Origin of the sequence: Pseudomonas sp. MEJ086, from assembly GCF_030209025.1 — a bacterium.
Classification (GTDB): domain Bacteria; phylum Pseudomonadota; class Gammaproteobacteria; order Pseudomonadales; family Pseudomonadaceae; genus Aquipseudomonas; species Aquipseudomonas fulva_A.
This window is the reverse complement of the sequence record NZ_JARVSV010000026.1, coordinates 147,079-165,963: the sequence shown is the minus strand read 5'-3', so window position 1 is coordinate 165,963 and position 18,885 is coordinate 147,079. Positions and strand designations below refer to the sequence as shown.

Here is an 18,885-nt window from a genome sequence, read left to right as displayed (position 1 = left end):
TCCTGCAATGCCCGGCTCCTGCCAGCTCTTCACGTGCACGAATCCATGGTCACCACCGTCATCCTTGGCATGCTCTGCGTGCATTTGCTGTGTTTCAGCGTGATGTTCCTGCTGATCAGCACCCGGCTGAGCGGCAAGAAACTGGGCATGGATGTCTTTGCGCTAGGCAACCTTCTGCTCGGGCTCGCCTACATCTTGCAGTTGTTCGGTGGCCCCGCGAGTGGCGCGGTGCTGAGTATCGTCAACCACACGCTGACGCTCTGCGCCCCCGTTGCCTATGTTTTGGGTGCCATGCGTTTCTTCGATCGGCCCACCTCGGTATGGCGCCCGCTGCTCGCGCTGGCAGGGACCTACACGGCAGTGCAACTGCTGGTGCAGTCGACGCTCGGGACCGAGGCGCGTCACGCGCTGCTGGCGGGGGCCTGTGCGTCGCTGTTTCTGGCCATGGCCCTGGGCGCGCTGCTTGTCAGACGAAATCTGGCTAGGGATCTGCGTGTCGAAATGCTCGTGTTTGCCGTGTTGATCGGCGGCATCTGCGCCCTGAACGCGGCGAAGCTGGTGATGATTCTCGGTGGCGGGCTGGCGGCGCTCGATATGAACACCAGCTTCCAGCGCACCTTCTACATCTACATGTCGTTCCTGGGGACGGTACTTCCTCCGTGCGCCGTCTGGCTGGTGCTGCGCCGCCTCACCGACGAGCTGCGCAGTGTGGCCGCACAGGACCCGCTCACCCGCCTGCTCAACCGGCGCGGGCTGACGGATGGCCTGGATGCATATTTCCGCTCGCGAACGGCCGCCCCTGCGTACCTGCTGATCGTGGATATCGATCACTTCAAGCGCATCAACGATACCTACGGTCACAAGGTGGGCGATCTCGTGCTGTGCCATGTGGCCGACGTGCTCAACGCCAGCGCCCGGGAGGGCGATCTGACCTGCAGGCTGGGTGGCGAGGAGTTCGCGGTCGTCTGCCTGGGCACCGACAGGGCTGGCGCCATGCAACTGGCAGAACGCATGCGTGTGGCCATCGAACGAACCCAAGTGCCTGGCATCGGCCTGAACCCGTTCATCCGCTGCACCGCCACCATCGGCGTTTCGGATCACTTCACCAGCACGCATGCGCTGGACGAAGCGATGCAGCAGGCAGATGCCGCGCTCTATCGAGGCAAGGCGTCAGGGCGCAATCGCGTCGAGGCAGACCAGGCGCGGTCCACCGTGATCCAGGTTGGTTGATGGGCGCAGGGAAGCCTGCGGCCTGACAGTGCTACAGGACCGTACGCGGTACCCATCCGCCCTCAGGCTCGCGATCGTCTCAGGGTTGGCCGCCGAGCTGGGAAAGAGTTTCTGCAAGCTCGTTCTTGCGGAACGGTTTGGCAAGCCGCGGGATATCCGGATCTAGCCCTTCAAGTTCGGCATAGCCAGAGACGATCAGAACCGCGGTGCCGGGCCGGGCAGTACGTACCCGCCTGGCCAGATCGGTGCCGCTGATGCCGGGCATGAGGTGGTCCGTGACGAGCAGGTCGAACTGCTGCCCGCTGTCCAGCAGGCGTATGGCTTCTTCGCCTGACGCGGCCTCGATCACCCGGTAGCCCAGGTCCGCCAGCATGTAGGAGGTGCTGGCGCGTACCAGCTCTTCATCGTCGACCAGTAAGGCCACCCCACGCGTCGATCGTGGTTCTGGGGCCTCGACGATGCGCGACGCCTCTAGCGGCATTGTCGTGCTGCGCGGCAGCCAGAACTCGACATTGGTGCCCAGACCAGGCGTGCTCTGGATCGTCAGCGCGCCGTTGAGCTGGGATGCCAGCCCGTGGGCCATCGACAGGCCGAGCCCGGTGCCCTTGCCGATGCCCTTGGTTGAGAAGAATGGCTCGATCGCCCGGGCGAGCGTGGCCGCATCCATGCCGGTGCCGGTGTCCGCCACGGACAGGCAAAGATACTCGCCTGCCGCAAGCTTCGAGCGGTGTCCCTCACGGACCGATTCCGTGCTCGCTGATATGCGCATCGTGCCGCCCTCGAGCATGGCATCGCGCGCATTCACGGAGAGATTCAGGAGGGCCATTTCCAGCTGGTTCGGATCCGCGATCGCCGCTGGCAGATGCTCCGGGGCATCGACGACGACCTTGATTTGCGGCCCCGTAGAGCTGGCCACCAGATCGCCCATGTCGCTCACCAGCTTGCCCACGTCGACCGAAACCGCCTGCAGCGGCTGGCGGCGAGCGAAGGCGAGCAACCTCTGCACGAGCGTCTTCGCCCGGTCGGCCGATTGCATGGCGCCGGCGATCAGCCGCTGTTCCCGTTCGCCCCCTACGCCTCTGCGCTGGAGCATGTCGAGCGTGCCGACGATCGGCGTGAGCAGGTTGTTGAAGTCGTGTGCCACGCCGCCGGTAAGCTGCCCCATGGCTTCCATCTTCTGGCTCTGGCGCAGCGCCGCCTGAACTTCTTCCCGTTCGGCGATGGCCTGGACGATCCTGCCTTCGAGCGTGGCATTGAGTTCGCGCAGATCTTCCTCGGCGGCCTTGCGGGCGGAGATATCGACTGCAGTGCCGGTGACGCGCAGGCAGCGGCCAGCTGCATCGAACACCCCACGGCCTTTGGCTGCCACCCAGCGAACGATGCCATCCTCCCGGCCAATCGTGCGGTAGTCGACATCGTAAAGCGTACGGCGCTCAGGGTCGGCCGCCGCTACGAAAGCGTCTATCGTCGCCTCTCGGTCCTCGGGATGCAGGCCATCGTAGAAGTCGTCCAGCGTCACCGGCACGTCAGTAAAGATGCCGAAGATCTCTTTGGTCCGCAGCGACCAGATCAGCGTGTCGTGAACGATATCCACGTCCCAGAAGCCGACCTCGGCGTTGTCGACGGCAAGGCGCAGGCGTTCTTCGCTCTCGCGCAGGCGCATCTCGGCAGCCACGCGTTCGACATGCGCCCAGCAGCGCTCGACGACCTCCCTGACCAGGGAAATTTCCGACGGCGACCAGTTCCGGGGCTGATTCTGGTGAACCGCCATCATTGCCGTCAGCCGGCCATCCTTCACCAGCGGGCAGCAGATGATCGCGCCGATGTCGATGGCGCTGAAGGTCTCGCGCCCCTCATCCTGGCCAAGCTCCGCCATGACGTCGCGGACGATCAACGTGCGCCCGGCGCGCATGTCCGCCGCAGCCCTTGGGCCAAAGAGGTCGAGGCTGTAGGTTCCGGCCGAACTCTGGATGCCGGGCGCGTTGTAGTCACTGCGGATCCAGAAACGGTCGTGATCGATATCCACGTCCGCATAGGCGCAGCGCGATACATTCAGCGTCCGTCCGAGCAGCCCGATCGCTGCGAGCATCGCCTCTTCGGCATGGCGGATGTTGAAGAGCTGGTTGTCGAGCTCATCGAAAAAGTGCAACCGCGCTGCGCTCTCTTGCAGCGCCGCTTCCGCCTCGTGCTCCGCGGTACGGTCGCGGAAGATCTTCACGAAGCCGCCATGGTCCATGGCCAGCGGCATCATCAGCCCTGAGCCCCAGAAGCGCGTGCCGTTCTTGCGAACGTGCCAGCGTTCGTTGGCTGCCCGACCCTGAGCCTGGGCGAGTTCGAGCTCGGCGTGGAATACATGCTCGGTCTGGTCCATGGCCGTGTAGAACAGGTCGCCCGCGCGGCCCACCACCTCTTCGGCGCGGTAGCCGACGATGCGCTGCGCACCGATGCTCCAACTGGTGATGGTGCCTTGCGCATCGAAGGTGATGATCGCGAAGTCCTCGGCGCCCTCGACGATCTGCCGATAGCGCGCCTCGCTGACCCGGATAGCGGCCTCCGCCCGGGCGCGGTGCACGACCAGCCCGACCGTCTGCACGACGAAGTCGACGATCTCGAGGTCCGCCGACAGAGGCTGGCGGGGTTCACTGTGGTACAGGACGAAGGTGCCGAGCAGGTCGCCCTGCGCCGAACGGATCGGCGTCGACCAGCAGGCGTGCAGACCCTGCCCGACGGCCAGCTCCCGGAACTCGGCCCACAGCGGATCGTTGGCGATGTCCGACGCGTACCGTGGTTCGCTGTGCAGTGCCGCGGTGCTGCACGCGCACAGGCTCTGGCCGATGGCGAGGCCGCTGATGGCGTCATGGTAAGCGCGCGGCAGGCTCGGCCCTGCGCAGTGCCGCAGTTGCTGGCTGTCTTCGTCCAGAAGCAGGATGCTGCCCAGGAAACGGGAGGTGGACAACGCTTCCACCTCACGGACGATCGCATCCAGGGTGGAGCTGAGGGGCGTCTCTGCGACGGCCAGTTCCAGGATGCGGTTCTGCGCAGCCCCAAGTGCTGCCGCGCGATTGCGTGCCTGGGTAAGGCGCGCATTCTCGATGGCGATCGTCGCCAGGCGCGCCAGACTTTCCAGGCGTTTGATCGTATCGTCGTCGTGTTCGCGAGCCTCCGACCAATAGGCCCCGAGCGCTGCGACCGGAACCGGCCTGCCGATGGGCACCATCACCAGGCTACGGACGAAGGTCGGCGCGTAGGCATCCTGCGGGATGCGCGGGTCGAGGCGGACGTCACGCAGGGCGACCGTCTCGGCGTGGTGCATCACCCACCCCGAAATGCAGTGGTCGGCCGGAAAGGTCTGGCCTTGCCAAAGGGGAGACACCGCATCTTCCGCCACGTAAGAGCAGCGTCCGTCGTGTTCGATGACGACCGCGACGCCCTCCGCGCCGACAGCAGCCCGCGCGGTGTCGCGCAGGATGGCGACGACCTCGTCCACCGATCCGGCCATGACCAGTCGCTCGCTGGCATCGAGCAAATGAGACAGGCGCTCATCACTCTGTGGGGCTACCGGAACAGTAGGCAAATCGATCTCCCGACGGCGGCCACAGATATCTCTTCCGGGGGCTGCTGCAAAATGAATGTGGCGAAAGGGGAAGGGCGTCCCCCTTGCTTGGCATGGTCCAATTTCAGTTTCTCAGCATACGACTGCCGAACAGTACGAACAGCATCGCTCAATTTTAGGACGCCTGAAATGGGCCGCCCGAAAATCTTCGGGGGTACGCAAAACAGCCGCACTGGCAAGGTCGGGTCGAGGGCTCTAGATCAGGCGATTGGGTGTGCGGTCTCGGCAGTTTCACGGATTTCTTCCTGGGGCAGAAAGCGATCGACGTCGATGGCGTCGATCTGATCGGCGTGCAAATGGCGCTCGGCGTAACGCATCGGCAGCCCTGCCTGCAGAAACAGTGCGAACAGATCGGCATCGATATGGCCCTTGTCGCGCAGCCTGGCGAGGATTTCGATCGACTCGGACAGGGTCTTCGCCTGCTTGTAGGGGCGGTCGGAGGCGGTCAGCGCTTCGAAGATATCCGCGATGGCCATGATGCGCGCCGGAATGGACAGCTGGCTCTTGTCGAGCTTTCGCGGGTAGCCGGTTCCGAGCAGGGTTTCGTGGTGGGTGCCGGCGTACTCGGGAACCCGCTTGAGGTTCGAAGGCAGCGGTAGATTTTCGAGCATGACGATGGTCTGGATGATGTGCTCGTTGATCTTGAAGCGCTCTTCGGCAGTCAGGGTGCCGCGGCTGATACTCAGGTTGTAGAGCTCGCCATGGTTGTAGAGATGCTCGGGCACGCTGACCTGAAAACCGTACTTGGGGTCGAACGCCTTGGTCTCGGGGCGCGGGAAGATGTGATGGGGCTTGTCGGCCAAGAGCCGTTCGACCGCAGGCAGAGGCGCCACTGGCAGTTCGGCGACGCGCGCCAACTCGGCGGTGGAGAGCCCCAGGCGATCATCGAAATGCCGCAGCCAGGTTCGTTCTCCCGCTGTGTGAAGGGTGCCCACATGCTCGGGGTTCATGAGCTCGCCGCCGATATTGCACCCGGCAATGAAGGCGAATTCATCCTGCAGCGTCTGGGCCAGTTGCCGATACTGCGCATCGGCCTGCGACCGATCCTGGCCATCCAGCACGCGCTGCAGGCGCTCGATCTGCGCATCGCGCAACAGCACCTCGAAGCGCATGCGCACCTCGTGGATGCGGTTGTAGATCGTTTCCAGCTTGGTGGCCTTGTCGACCACGTGTTCCGGCGTGGTGATCTTGCCGCAGTCGTGCAGCCAGGCACCGATACGAAACTCGCGCCATTCGTCTGCGGTGGTGAAACGGAAGTGCTCCAGCGGCCCTTCGCTGACCTCGCTGGCGGCCTCGGCGAGCATCATCGCCAGCTCCGGTACGCGCTCGCAGTGCGCGCCGGTATAGGGGCTCTTGGCGTCGATCGCGCCGGCGAGGATTTCGATCATGCCGTCGATCAAGGCCCGCTGCGAATCGATGAGGTTGTGGTTTTCCAGGGCGACGGCAGCCTGGGAGGCCAGCGCGCCAATGAACGAGATCACCTGTGGCGAGAAGGCGATCACCTCGCCGGTGTCGACATCCAGGGCATTCATGAACTGCAGCACGCCGATCACTTCGCCGCCACGTGGCGCCAGCGGCACGGTCAGCATGGAGACGGTATGGAAGCCGGACTCGCTGTCGAAACCACGGGTGCCGCTGAGGTCGAAACGGCTCTCGGCGTAGACGTCGTCGATCACCACGGTTTCGTTGTGCAGTGCCGCGTAGGTCGACACATGCCGTTCGTTGCGCAGCCCGGTCTGCGGGTCGTACAGGGGGATTTCGAACGTCGGCAGTTCATCGTCCATGGAGCGCAACGCGAAGCGCAGCGTTTTGTGCTCCGTCTTCAGGTACATGGTGGCGGCCTGGGCATTACAGATGCGCTTGCCCTGCATCAGGATATGCCGCAGCAGCGCGTCACGGTCGCGTTCGGATGACAGCAGCAGGCCGTTCTCGACCAGGCTGGAAAGCTTCATCTGGGAGACCTGCAGCGCGTGGGTCTGGCTTTGCAGGGCCGCTTTCATCTCGATGTGGTTGCGATTGAGGGTTTCGATTTCGGCGAACATCGACGCGGGCGGCAGCTCGCCGGAAAAATCCATCTGGCGGATTTTCTGGGTGTCCTGCACCAGCAGATCGATGGTGCGATCGATGCTTTCCATTCCGTTGAGCACCAGCGGCATGGTGCACAGCACTATCACGATGGACAGGCAGAGCGAGACCGCTGGCGCAACACCCAGGGTAAGCGCCAATATAGGCCCCAGCTGCAAAAGCACGAAGCTGGCGACCACCAGCTTGCTGCTTCTGAACCGTAGCCTGAATCGCGGCTTGATTTGCCCTGATGACATACTGCAACCTGCGCTCGGGTCCCATCGCGTACTACTCGTACATCCGGCCACGCAACGCTGTGGCGGCTGGATGTGCAACGCTCAGTTCAACTAAGGGAAATAGAATGAAGAAGGAGATTACTGTGTTTGCTCGCTTCAGGATATGGCCACTTGCCAGTGCCTTGCTGGCCTCGGTAGCGCTCGCAGCTGAGCCAGCGACATCGATAGGTTACGTGATGAAGGTACAGGGAGAAGCCACCGTCAGCATAGATGGCACAACGCAATCGGCGACGATTGGCACGCCATTGTACGTCGGCAGCGTGGTAAAAACCGGTCCGGCAGGCTCGATGGGGGTGACCTTGAAGGACAACACCCTGATGTCTTTCGGCCCCAACAGCGAGCTGACCATCGATGAATTTCTCTTCGACCCGGCCCAGGACGACCTGAAACTCAGCGCCAAGATCACCCACGGCACGCTCGATTACGTTTCCGGCACCATCGCCAAGCTCAAGCCCAAGGCCGTCGAGATCAACACCCCGACCGGCACCATCGGCGTGCGTGGCACCCACTTCCTCGTCAAGGTCGACTGAGTTCGAGTACGGCAATGTCCACATCATTCACGCATGCAATCGCCGTTGTTGTCTTCGCATTGCTGGCCAGCGGCTGCGCCTCCAAATCCTATGTGGTGCTGGTGGAGAGCCCCGACGGAACCACAGGCGCCATCGAGGTCAGGACCGACAAGGGCCTCACGCGTGTCGACCAGAAGGGCTATGCCGTCAACCTCGACGGCAGCAGCGCCCAGCCGTTCCAGGTGGCCGAGCCCCGTCTCGACAAGGACTTTTCCGCGGCACGGGCGGCGCAGCCCGCGATGCCGAAAAGCTACCTGCTGTACTTCAAGACCGGCGGCGCCAGCCTGACCGAGAAGTCCCAGGCGGAAATTCCGGAAGTGCTGCAGACCGTCAGGGAGCGTGGGCCTTCGGCGGTGTCGGTGATCGGCCACACCGACACCGTTGGCAGCAAGACGTACAACGAAGATCTGGGGCTGTTGCGCGCCCGGGCCATTGCCCGGCAGTTGCAAGACAACGGCCTTCAGGCGCTGGAGCTCGTCGTTACCTCCCATGGCGAAGGCAACCTGTTGGTCGATACCCCGGACAACAAACCGGAGCCCGCCAACCGCAGGGTCGAAGTCACCGTGCGCTGAAGCCTGCACCGGCCGGCGTCTACTTGCGGGCCATCACCAGGCGGGTGCCTCGCTCGCCACTGCGCAGGCGCTGAAGGTGAAAGGCCGTCAGCCCGTCCCACGGGCGCTGCTCGCTCAGCGTCTCGAACACCGTCAGGGCCGTGTGATCACCGCGCTCCAGCAGAGCGTAGGCGGCCTCGTAAGCCTCGTCGCAGGTCCCGACCGGCGCCATCATCGCCTCGAGCGGCTCGAACACCTGCACGGCTTCGACCTTGCCCTTGAGCACGATTTCGCCAACGGGCCGCATCGGCACCTCGGGGCAGCTGTCACGAATCGCCTCGGACACGCACAGCAGGGTGCCGATCTGGCTGTTCAGGCTCTCCAGGCGTGACGTGGTGTTCACCGGATCGCCCAGGGCGCGGTAGTCGAAGATCATCGAGCCGCCGAAGTTGCCCACCACCACTTCACCGCTGTGCACCCCGATGCGCGTCTGGCCGAACTCGATGCCTTGCTCGTGCAACGACGCCACGTAGGACCGGGTAAAGCGATTGATCTCCAGCGCGCAGGACAGCGCCCGCTGCGGGTGGTCGGCCTGGGGGATGGGCGCGGAAAACATGATCGCCACCGCATCGCCGACGATTCGATCCAGCGTGCCGTCATGACGGAAGGCGATGCCAATGACCTGTTCCAGGTAATCATTGAGCAGGCTGACCGCCGCCTCGGGAGTCCGGCGCTCCATCATCGAGGTAAACCCGGTGATGTCGGTGAACACGAAGCTGCACAGCTGCCGCTGACCACCGAGCGTCAGGCGCTCCGGGTGCGCCACCAGATGGTTGACCAGGTTGGGCGATACATAGCGTGAGAATGCCGCCTGGATCCAGCGCTGTTCGCGTTCGGCAGCCATGTGGCGGACGATACTGGCGGCGCCGTACACCAGCATCAGCCCGATCGAGGGCGTGAACAGATCGAGCAGCAGCCGGTGCGCCACGAAACCGTACCAGGCGCCAGCATTGAGCAGGGCGACCAGCGCCACCATCAGCACCGCCGATACCAGGGCGGGCGCATTCAGTGCCAGCAGCCCCAGTGCCAGGCTGCCCAGCAGCAGGGTCAGGCTCTCCACCGCCAGCGACCAGCCTGGCCGCAGCAGCAAGGTGTCGGTCAGCACCTGTTCCAGTGCCTGGGCGTGAACCTCCACCCCTGGAATGATCCCGCCCAGCGGGCTGAAGCGCAGGTCCTGCAAACCCTGGGCAGAGGTGCCGATCATGATGATGCTGCCCGCAACGGGCGGCGCCGAGCCGTCCAGCACTTGCCAGGCAGGGATGCTGCGGGCCGCTCGAGGCGGGGAGAAATACACCCAGAGCTCGCCGCTGGCGGCAGTGGGAATCTGCAACCGGCCGATATCGACCCGCTGCACCCCGGCCTCGCTGCTGATGATCCGGTAGCGACCGGCGCGCTGTGAAACGCGCAGGGCCTCCGCCACCAGCGACGGGCGCAACTCGCCAGCCAGCGACACGAATAGCGGCACGCGCCGCACCACACCGTCGGCATCGGGCCGGAACGTCATGGCGCCGACGCCGCGAGCCGCCTGCTCCAGCTGCGGCAGCGGGCGGGTAGCACCCTGGAAGGCCGGCACGAACGGAACCGGGGAAGGGCCTTGCAGCACCATGCCAAAGCGACTCAACGGTGGGCCGAGCTCTTTACCGCGTCGCTCGGCGGCAAATCCGAGCACCGTATTGCCACGCTTCAGGACGTCGGCGAATTGCGCATCATGGTCCGGCAAGGCTGCCAGCCCGGCGGCCAACTCGGCTGGCAACGGGTTGCCACGCAGAAACTGGGAAGGCGAGGTGCGATCCGCTTCGGCGAACAGTACGTCGAACACCACGGCAGCCGCGCCAGCCTGCTCCAGCTTGTCCACCAGCGCCGCGACCTGGGTGCGAGCCCAGGGCCACTGGCCGATGCGCTCGAGGCTTTGCTCGTCCAGGTCGACGATACGCACTGGCGCAGCCTGGTAATCACGTGGCTGCCAACGCTGATACTGGTCGAAAACCGCGTTGCGGACTTTCTGTACCGGCAGCGGGTCGAGCAGAAATACCAGCAGGAGGCCCAGCAGGACGGCAAGGCAGAAGCCGCCGCCCACTGAAAACAGACGGAATCTAGGCACGCTCAAAGGCTCTGGGCAGGATGGAGAACTGCAAATGGGTGTGCCGAAGATACCGAAAAAAATGCCGCACAGGTCGAGTGCTTCGCTTCGGCAACGCGCAAGGCCCCGATCCGGCCGGTAAAACCGACCTCGAGGCGCGTACGAACCGGCTCGATGCTGCAGGCGCTAGGCAGCCTGCGCTTTCAGTTTCAGCGCCACCAGTAGCGAACGCAGTTCCGCAGGCTGCACGGGCTTGGACAAGATCGGAATAGCGTCGTCGGCCAACTGCTCCTGTACACGGCGCACGTCGTGCCCGGTCATGATGATGGCAGGCACGTTGCGGCCGCTGAGTGCGCGCACATGGTTGATGCAGTCGGCCCCGGAGGCCTCGCGGCCGAGGTCGAAGTCGGTGACCACCAGGTCGAAGTCCGTCGACACGTCGGGTAGCGAGGTGAAGGTGGAGACCTCGCAGCCCCATTTCGTCAGCAGGGTGGCGGTGGCCAGCAGCACGTTCTGATCGTCCTCGATCAGGCACACCCGCAGCCCGTGGAGCATGCGAGGTACCTGGCTCACGCCCGTCGTGGGCGCGCTGCGCTCGACCGGCGCCGCCACCTGGTGCAGGCCGTCGATTGCCGCCAGGGTGCCGCGGCCCTCTACCGAGCGAATGCGGATGCGCAGATTCATCAGCGTGCCCAGCCGCCTGACGATCGTCAGCCCCAGGCCCATGCCCTCGACATCGCTGTCGCGCGCCTGACGCACGCGGTAGAACTCTTCGAAGATGTTATCGAGGTGCGCTTCGGCGATACCGCGGCCCTTGTCGTACAGCTCGATGGAGAGCCCAGTGCCTTTGCGCCGGCAGCCAATCAGCACGGGTTTGCCCGACGCGTACTTCAGCGCGTTGGAGAGCAGGTTCTGCAGCATGGTGGTCAGCAGGGCGTGATCGGCACGGACGTAGATCGGTGGGCAGTGCAGGCGAACATCGACTCCGGCCCAGCGAGCCGCCTCGGTGTTCTGCTGGATCAGGTGCTCCAGCAGCTTGTGCAGCGGCAGGGTCTCCATCTGCGGAGCCACCTTGCCGCTGTCCAGGGAGTAGATGTCGAGAATCGAGCGGAACAGGCGGGCAACGCTGTGCAGCGATTTGTCGATGTTCTCGACCAGACGCTTCTGCTCGGTATCCAGGCTGCCGTCGCGCAGGCAGGCGGTGAACAGGCTGATGGAGTGAATGGGCTGGCGCAGGTCGTGACTGGCCTGCGCCAGGAACTGCGATTTGGCCAGGTTGGCGGCCTGCTCGGCCTCGGTCGCCCGGCGTGAGCGCTTGATCAGGGTGTGTATGTAGGCGGGCACCATCAGGGTAGTGAGCATCAGGGTGACGATCAGATACGGCTGCGACTGCCAATAGGTCGAAATGCCAGCGGTCATGAGCAGCGAGAGCATGGCCATGATGGTTGCCAGCAACAGGTAGCCTGACTTGTAACGCAGCCCGTAGCCGACGGTCACCCAGAGCAGCACGGCATAGATCGGCAGCATGGGCGCACCGCCTGCGGCGATCATCGCGGTAAGGCAGCCATAGTCGATGAGCATGGTGAGTACTCGCCTTGCCGGTCGGTTGCCGGGGCGGCGACGAATATCGACCCACAGCACCAGGGAAACGACGAAGCACGCCGTCATCAGCCAGAGGACCTGCAGGGCCAACCACGATTCTATGATCGATAGCTGATGGAGCAGCAGCGCGTAGCTGGTGATGATGGGGGCGATGATCAGACGCACCACCGCCTGAGAACGCTCGACGTCGTATACGGTGGGGGCGGTTGCGAACATGGAAACTTCCCGAAAGCCATTCGATTCGAATATCCGCCCACCTTAGTGCGCAGACTTTTGCAGGCGCAATACGACAAGGGCGTCACGGGGGCCTTTAGTACATTCGTACTATTCGGTCGCCAACACGCCCTGCCTTGAAACCCAGGCACCGTTTTCTCGTTCAGAGGCCTCTCGACGGTAGAGAGGAGAAGGCGATGGCTTCGAGAAGACGGCATGCGGGGGACTGCCTTCGATGCGCTGCAGCCCGTATTGACATATCGGTAAATCTCGATATGATCGACGCATGGAATTGATCGAAGTATTCAAAGCCCTCTCGAACCCTACACGCCTGGCAATCCTGAAAGGCTTGAAGGACCCCGCAAAGAATTTCCCCCCGCAGGATGAGGGTGACGTTCTCACGGTGGGCGTCTGCGTCAGCAGTATTCAGGAAGGTATCGGGCTGTCGCAGTCGACGGTGTCTGGTTATCTCGCCACGCTGCAGCGAGTGGGCCTGGTCGAAGTCAGGCGCATCGGTCAATGGACCTACTACAAGCGCAACGAAGCAACCATCGGTGCGCTTGCCGAGGTCATCGGGAAAGAGCTGTAATTTTTTACCGCAATATATCGAAATATCTCGATATCCCTTTTTGTCGATACGAGGATTCACCATGAAAGCCATGACACTCACATCATTCGGCGGTCCTGAAGCGTTCCAGCTGCGCGACGTAGCCAAGCCCGTACCACCAGCAGGGCACGTGCTGGTCCGGATTCACGCGACCTCCATCAACCCGCTGGATTACCAGGTGCGGCGTGGCGACTATGCCGACCTGGTGCAGTTGCCGGCCATCACCGGCCACGACGTATCGGGCGTTGTCGAAGACGTCGGGCCAGGCGTGACCCGCTTCGTTCCGGGAGACGAAGTCTGGTACACCCCGCAAATCTTCGCAGGGCCAGGCAGCTATGCCGAGTACCACGTCGCGGCCGAAAGCATCATCGGCAAGAAGCCTCCTTCACTGAGCCATCTCGAAGCGGCGAGCCTCACCCTGGTTGGCGGCACGGTGTGGGAGGCACTGGTCATGCGTGCGGCGCTCAGAGTAGGGGAAAGCATCCTGATACACGGTGGCGCGGGCGGCGTCGGCCATGTGGCGATCCAGGTGGCGAAAGCCATGGGCGCACGGGTGTTCACCACCGTGCGCCAAGCGAACGCCGAGTTCGCACGCAGCATGGGTGCCGATGTGATCATCGACTATGAAAAAGAGGACTACGTCGACGCCGTCATGCGGGCAACCGATGGCCATGGCGTCGATGTGGTGTTCGACACCATCGGCGGCAACACGCTGTCACGCAGCCCTGACGCGCTTGCGCAGCTCGGCCGCGTCGTCACGATCGTGGATATCGCGCAGCCACAAAACGTCGTGCAGGCCTGGGGCAAGAACGCCAGTTATCACTTCGTCTTCACACGGCAGAACCGCGGCAAGCTCGATGAGTTGAGCGCATTGGTGGAGCGCGGTCAGCTGCGGCCTCACATTGGTGCCGTCTATTCGCTTGCCGACATCGGGCTGGCCCACGCCCGGCTGGAAAGCCCCAACAACGGCATGCGAGGAAAAATCGCGATTGCGGTCGAGCCATCGCTCATCCCCTGAGTGCGTCCTTTCACCCGGCCAAGCCATTTTGGAGTAATGCCATGATTTACGAGATCGCTGTACTGCCCGTTCCCGAAGACCGCATTGCACTGTTCAGGCGAGCCTTTGCCGAGGTCGCACCCTTGCTCACCCGCGCGAAGGGCTATTGCGGCCACATGCTGGCGCAGGGCATCGAAAGCCCCCAGCAATTCAACCTGATAGTGCGCTGGCAATCACTCGAGGACCACACGCCAGGTTTCGAAGAGAGCGAAGACCACCAGTTGTTCATGCAGGGCCTGGCGCAATACTTCTCGGCAGAGCCGACGGTTTACCATATCGAGGGGGCGGCTTTTGCTGCCGGCGAACAGGCCGACTCGAACAGCGCCGTCAGCTTGGGTAGTGCGGGAGCCTCAAAAGGCGTGTGGTTCTGAAACGATGGGCTGTTTCGGATATTCAACCCGAAGCAAGCGGTGAACCGCCGGATGCGAAGTCATGGGTACACGACCCGGATCAGCACGTGGTGGAGGGACAGGTGCGAATGGAAGGTTCTACCCACCTGATTGTCGTCAGCGGGTTTCAGTGCGAGGGATTCTGGTGAAAGACAGGTGTACGTATTACGTCGGTTGGGACGTTGGGGGCTGGAATTGCGACAAGAACCCCGCGAGTCGGGATGCGTTGGTCATTCTCGACTCGGCCAGAGCGCTCGTTGGCACCCCATGGAGGGGGAACCTGCGCAGGCTCTTCAACGAAGCGAACAGCGCTCAGGGCTTGGTCAAGGGAATCCTCGAACTGTGCCAGGTCCAGCCACCTCGGGATGATTCATGCCGGTTGCTCTTCGCGATCGACACACCGCTGGGGTTCTCCAAAGGCTTCACGGATCTGATTGTTTCCAGGCGGGCGCCTGCGCAAATATTTTCCTCATCATCGAACCCTTATCTCCACAGAGAGACGGAGCGGTTTCTGTTTGAGCGAGGGCTGTCCCCGTTGTCTCCCATCAAGGACATGATCGGCAGTCAGGCCACCAAGGGTATTCATTTCCTTGCGCGTTTCGCACCGGAACTCGAAAGGTGTGGGCTGTGGACGGACGGCTCTAGCATCCACGCCATCGAGGCCTACCCATCGGCCTGCAAGCGATCAGCAAGCATCCGCGCGCTCCGCTTGCCGTTTTACGAGGATATTGATGGCACTGCCTCGGCAAAAGCCAAGCCCCGCGATGAGTTGTACCACCCGGATCTGGAGGACGCGCTGACCTGCGCGCTCATTGGGTGGGCATTCGAGAAACGACCGGATTTGCTGGCTCATCCGCCGCCTACCATCGACCCTTCTGAAGGATGGATCTACGTCCCGTCCGATGGTTTGAAAGAGGTGGAAAAGGGATGACTCGTTGCGGTGTTGGTGCCTGGTGTGAAGGGCGCCGGTCGACCCATAGCATCCCGCTCATCGGGGGGAATTACCAGATCGATACAAGTGCGTATGCACACTCCACATTTTCATCCTTCAGGATACGATAGAACGAGCCGTTCGCCGGCTAGCGCCCGGTGGCTGGCCGGTGATGCGCTTGAAGGCGCGGCTGAAGGCCGCCTGAGAGGTGTAGCCCAGGCGCTGCGCTACGGCCTCAATAGGCAGTCGTTCGAGACTCAGCCACTGGCTGGCAAGGCGCATCCGCAGTTCCGTTGCATAGCGCAGCGGGGGGATGCCGACCGTGACCTGGAAGCGTTCCGCGAAGACCGAGCGAGAGATATTACATTGTGCCGCCAGTTCCGCGACGGTCCAGTCACGCGCAGGCTCCCGGTGCAAGGCCAAGAGCGCACTGGCCAGCCTGGGGTCGCGCAACGCGGCCACCAGGCCTGAGGCATTGCCGCAGGCGCACTCAACCCAGCCACGGACGATCATCGCCGCCACTACGTCGGCGAGACGAGCGAGGATGCCTGCGAAGCCGATGCGCGCGGAGCGAACTTCGCGCTCCATGGAGGCGAGAATCGGCATAAGCCCAGGGTAACGCTGGCCCCTGGCATCAATCAGCATCAGACCAGGCATCAACCCGCCGAGGCCTTGCAAGCTTGTGAGTTCGAACTCCATGCAGCCGCTGAAGATAATGGTGCTGGGGCTGACATCGGGGGAAGCATCCACGGCGCAGATCGCGTCGCCGAGGGGGACCGCGTCGAAGCTACCGATGTCTTGGGCGGGTACGTCCAAGCTTGAGAGAAGTTGATGGGCTTCACCCTGGGCGATGAACACCGCGTTGCCGGCCGACAACTCGTACAACGTGCCATCCGCCGCACGCAGGACGGCGGTGCCGACGGCAAGGAAGTGGAAGTAGGCGTGTCCTGGTTTGGCAGCAAAACCCAGCCCGAAAAAGGGGCCGGCCTGAATGCGGCGGTACTCGACGCCCCGCAGGCGCATGCCGCGTAACAGCTCGTTGATGAGATCGGACGATAAGGCGAACTGATCCGTGGATGTCATTTCGGGGTTTTGGTCAAAAACTGAAGACTTTGCATCATAGAACATCCTGCCCTGCGTCCATAGACTTCTGGTTGAGATTAACTCCAGAGGTATTTAGTGATGGGTAATAGGGTGTGTGACGTCGAGGCTGACGCGAGCTTTGGCACCGAGGCTGATGCAGAGCCAGCAACACCGGCCTGGATGGCGGTATTTTCGCTTGCGATGGGCGTGTTTGGATTGTTGACGGCGGAATACCTTCCGGCGAGCTTGCTGACGCCGATGGCTGTTGAGCTGGGTGTGTCGGAAGCCTTGGCGGGGCAGGCGGTGACAGTCACAGCGGTAGTGGCGCTGTTCTCCGGGTTACTGGTGCCAGGCTTGACACGAGGGATCGACCGGCGCGTGGTATTGCTGTGCTTTTCCACGCTGATGATTGCCTCCAACTTGCTGGTGGCTTTCTCTTCCAGCCTGATGGTTCTGCTGATCATGCGGATTTTGCTCGGCATCGCACTGGGCGGCTTCTGGAGCATGGCGGCGGCAGTGGCGATGCGTTTGGTGCCGGCGACGCTGCTGCCGCGGGCCCTGTCGATTATTTTCAGCGGTATTGCGGTGGGCACTGTGGTGGCGGTACCGCTGGGCAGCTATTTGGGCGGGCTGTATGGCTGGCGCAGTGCTTTTGTGGCGGCCGCCGCCGTCGGGGTAGTGACGCTGGTTTTCCAGCTTTTCACGCTGCCACCTCTGGCACCGCGCAGGCCGGCCCGCTTGAGAACGGTGCTGGAAGTGTTACTGCGCCCGGGCATTGCCGTGGGCATGTTGGGCTGCGTGCTGGTGCATACGGGGCACTTCGCGTTGTTCACCTATATCCGGCCGTTCCTGGAAAGCACAACCGGCGTGGGGGCCGAAGGATTGGCGCTGATGCTGCTGGGTTTCGGCGCCGCTAACTTCGTCGGCACCCTGCTGGCAGGTTGGCTACTCGAGCGTAGCCCCTGGGGGACGATGGTGATGATGCCTGCGCTGGTCGGCGTTGCAGCATTAGCCCTGGTTTTGCTGCCTGCTTCTGTGCCGTCTCAGGTGTTGTTATTGGCTCTCTGGGGCATGGCTTTCGGTGGTGTTCCGGTAGCGTGGTCAAACTGGGTAGCCCGGGCGGTGCCAGACCAGGCAGAAAGCGCGGGAGGAATGGTCGTAGCCTCGGTGCAGTCGGCGATCGCTGCGGGTGCCGCTGCCGGGGGCGCTATGTTCAGTTTCAGTGGCATCGCCGGCGTATTTGTCGCTGCCGGCATCCTGATGCTGCTCGCAGCGCTGTTGATCGGGATGCGGGTCAAGGTCGAAGCACCAGGGCACGGCGCAGGGGACAGGCCGGTTCTGCATGTTTAAGATGTGTGGTCACTCGTTGGGAGTCGATGAATATCTGCTTTTGGCGAAAGCAGCCAGTCAAGAGAGGCAGCTAGCGTCCAATTGCTTCCGTTCAGGAGCTGCGGCCTTGAGCCCAAAGCTGCCAGCCTCCTTTGGGAAACGTGTACACGACTGCCCGCAGGGATAATCGCAAGTGATCTGGCTGCATCTTCTAAACGCCCCAGGAAGAGTATTTGCTTTTTTACTTCGCTGTTCCTTGCCCAGGCATACTGTTCCAACTGGAGTCATAAGCCTGGATGCAGGTGCAATTTCGCCCTTCGCTCTTTGCCCTGTAGAGCTGTTCATCTGCCCACTTCAGGTGTTGTTGGAGGCTAGCCTTCGAACTCGGCAGACGGACTGCCGCACCGATGGAAAGGGTCAGTGTCTCGGCAACGTCGGAGGCGCGATGTTCGATGCCCAGTCGCTTGACCGCTGAGTGAAGCTTTTGCGCCACCTTCATGGCACCGGCTTCATCGGTATCTGGTAGCAGTACGGCGAACTCCTCACCGCCGAAGCGGCACGCTTGGTCATGAGGACGGTGCACTGAGACGTTCATGGCCTGGGCTACATCGCGCAGGCATTGGTCGCCCTGCAGATGACCGTAGAGATCGTTGTACTTCTTGAAATAATCGACATCGACCATGAGCAGCGACAGTGGCCGCTGCTCGCGTATGGCGTGGGCCCGGGCGGCCGCGAAACGCTCGTCGAACCCACGTCGATTGGTGATGCCGGTCAGCCCGTCGAGCATTGCCATCTCACGTAGCACGTCGCTCTGCAGTTTGAGCTTAAGGTGGTTCATCACCCGGGCGCGTGCTACCACGGAATGAAAGGGTTTGCGAATGTAGTCCACGGCGCCGAGCTCGAAGCCGATGGTTTCGTCGTCTTCATGATCCTTGCCGGTGACGAAGATCACCGGAATATCGCGGGTCTCGGCCGCCGCCTTCAGGCGCGTGCACACCTCGTGACCGTCGATGTCCGCCATCATCACATCGAGCAGAATCAAATCCGGGGCAATGTCACGGCTCATCTGCAGCGCAAGCTCGCCACTGGTGGCCATGTAGACATCGCAGTCAGCACGAAACAGCTCGTGCAGCACGCGGATGTTCAGCGGCTGATCGTCAACGACCAGCAGCTTTGGGCGTTTGTGGAGGAAGGGTTTCAGTCGCTCCAAA

Annotated in this window: 14 protein-coding genes; 8 read left to right on the top strand and 6 right to left on the bottom strand. The window is 62.8% G+C overall.

The genetic code is table 11. The features are described 5' to 3' along the window. The first annotated feature begins 102 nt into the window (after positions 1 to 102). The gene (locus QRN22_RS17790) at positions 103 to 1,230 is read left to right on the top strand and encodes a GGDEF domain-containing protein (RefSeq protein ID WP_231570170.1); all 1,128 of its coding nucleotides are present in this window, start codon (positions 103 to 105) and stop codon (positions 1,228 to 1,230) included. Between the two features lie 79 nt (positions 1,231 to 1,309). Here the strand turns inward: QRN22_RS17790 and QRN22_RS17785 are convergent, their stop codons facing one another. Continuing rightward, positions 1,310 to 4,729: a GAF domain-containing protein gene (locus QRN22_RS17785; RefSeq protein WP_231570173.1), complete on the bottom strand. Its 3,420-nt coding sequence runs from the start codon at positions 4,727 to 4,729 to the stop codon at positions 1,310 to 1,312. Positions 4,730 to 5,043: 314 nt separating this feature from the next. Further along, on the bottom strand, positions 5,044 to 7,068 hold the full coding sequence (locus QRN22_RS17780; protein WP_231570169.1) for an HD domain-containing phosphohydrolase: 2,025 nt from the start codon (positions 7,066 to 7,068) through the stop codon (positions 5,044 to 5,046). A gap of 311 nt (positions 7,069 to 7,379) precedes the next feature. Here QRN22_RS17780 and QRN22_RS17775 point away from each other — a divergent pair, with 311 nt between their 5' ends. Together QRN22_RS17775 and QRN22_RS17770 are read left to right on the top strand one after the other, a co-directional pair. Beyond that, the gene (locus tag QRN22_RS17775; protein ID WP_231570168.1) at positions 7,380 to 7,733 is read left to right on the top strand and encodes a FecR family protein; all 354 of its coding nucleotides are present in this window, start codon (positions 7,380 to 7,382) and stop codon (positions 7,731 to 7,733) included. 14 nt (positions 7,734 to 7,747) lie between these two features. After that, complete coding sequence (locus QRN22_RS17770; protein ID WP_042554344.1) at positions 7,748 to 8,344, top strand: OmpA family protein; 597 nt, start codon at positions 7,748 to 7,750, stop codon at positions 8,342 to 8,344. A gap of 19 nt (positions 8,345 to 8,363) precedes the next feature. On the opposite strand, the gene QRN22_RS17765 is transcribed toward QRN22_RS17770, so the two are convergent. Continuing rightward, positions 8,364 to 10,484, bottom strand: a complete 2,121-nt coding sequence (locus QRN22_RS17765) for a CHASE2 domain-containing protein (RefSeq protein WP_042554343.1) — start codon at positions 10,482 to 10,484, stop codon at positions 8,364 to 8,366. 165 nt (positions 10,485 to 10,649) lie between these two features. Beyond that, positions 10,650 to 12,281, bottom strand: a complete 1,632-nt coding sequence (locus QRN22_RS17760) for a hybrid sensor histidine kinase/response regulator (protein ID WP_042554342.1) — start codon at positions 12,279 to 12,281, stop codon at positions 10,650 to 10,652. A gap of 283 nt (positions 12,282 to 12,564) precedes the next feature. Between QRN22_RS17760 and QRN22_RS17755 the strand changes: the two genes are divergently transcribed. The 4 genes from QRN22_RS17755 to QRN22_RS17740 all read left to right on the top strand — a co-directional run bounded on the left by QRN22_RS17755 (position 12,565) and on the right by QRN22_RS17740 (position 15,262). Then, positions 12,565 to 12,867: an ArsR/SmtB family transcription factor gene (locus QRN22_RS17755; RefSeq protein WP_042555548.1), complete on the top strand. Its 303-nt coding sequence runs from the start codon at positions 12,565 to 12,567 to the stop codon at positions 12,865 to 12,867. Positions 12,868 to 12,928: 61 nt separating this feature from the next. Continuing rightward, entirely contained in the window at positions 12,929 to 13,903 is a 975-nt protein-coding gene (locus tag QRN22_RS17750) for a zinc-dependent alcohol dehydrogenase family protein (protein WP_042555549.1), read from the top strand. Between the two features lie 41 nt (positions 13,904 to 13,944). After that, entirely contained in the window at positions 13,945 to 14,313 is a 369-nt protein-coding gene (locus QRN22_RS17745) for an antibiotic biosynthesis monooxygenase family protein (RefSeq protein ID WP_042555550.1), read from the top strand. A 244-nt stretch (positions 14,314 to 14,557) separates the two neighbouring features. Further along, a complete protein-coding gene (locus QRN22_RS17740) occupies positions 14,558 to 15,262 on the top strand; it encodes a hypothetical protein (RefSeq protein ID WP_231570207.1) in 705 nt (234 codons plus the stop codon). Between the two features lie 117 nt (positions 15,263 to 15,379). Here QRN22_RS17740 and QRN22_RS17735 read toward each other — a convergent pair whose 3' ends face one another. Next, on the bottom strand, positions 15,380 to 16,345 hold the full coding sequence (locus QRN22_RS17735; RefSeq protein ID WP_042555812.1) for an AraC family transcriptional regulator: 966 nt from the start codon (positions 16,343 to 16,345) through the stop codon (positions 15,380 to 15,382). A 99-nt stretch (positions 16,346 to 16,444) separates the two neighbouring features. Between QRN22_RS17735 and QRN22_RS17730 the strand changes: the two genes are divergently transcribed. After that, entirely contained in the window at positions 16,445 to 17,695 is a 1,251-nt protein-coding gene (locus QRN22_RS17730) for an MFS transporter (protein ID WP_042555552.1), read from the top strand. A 220-nt stretch (positions 17,696 to 17,915) separates the two neighbouring features. Here the strand turns inward: QRN22_RS17730 and QRN22_RS17725 are convergent, their stop codons facing one another. Then, the gene (locus QRN22_RS17725; protein ID WP_231570208.1) at positions 17,916 to 18,884 is read right to left on the bottom strand and encodes a diguanylate cyclase; all 969 of its coding nucleotides are present in this window, start codon (positions 18,882 to 18,884) and stop codon (positions 17,916 to 17,918) included. Position 18,885: the final 1 nt, after the last annotated feature.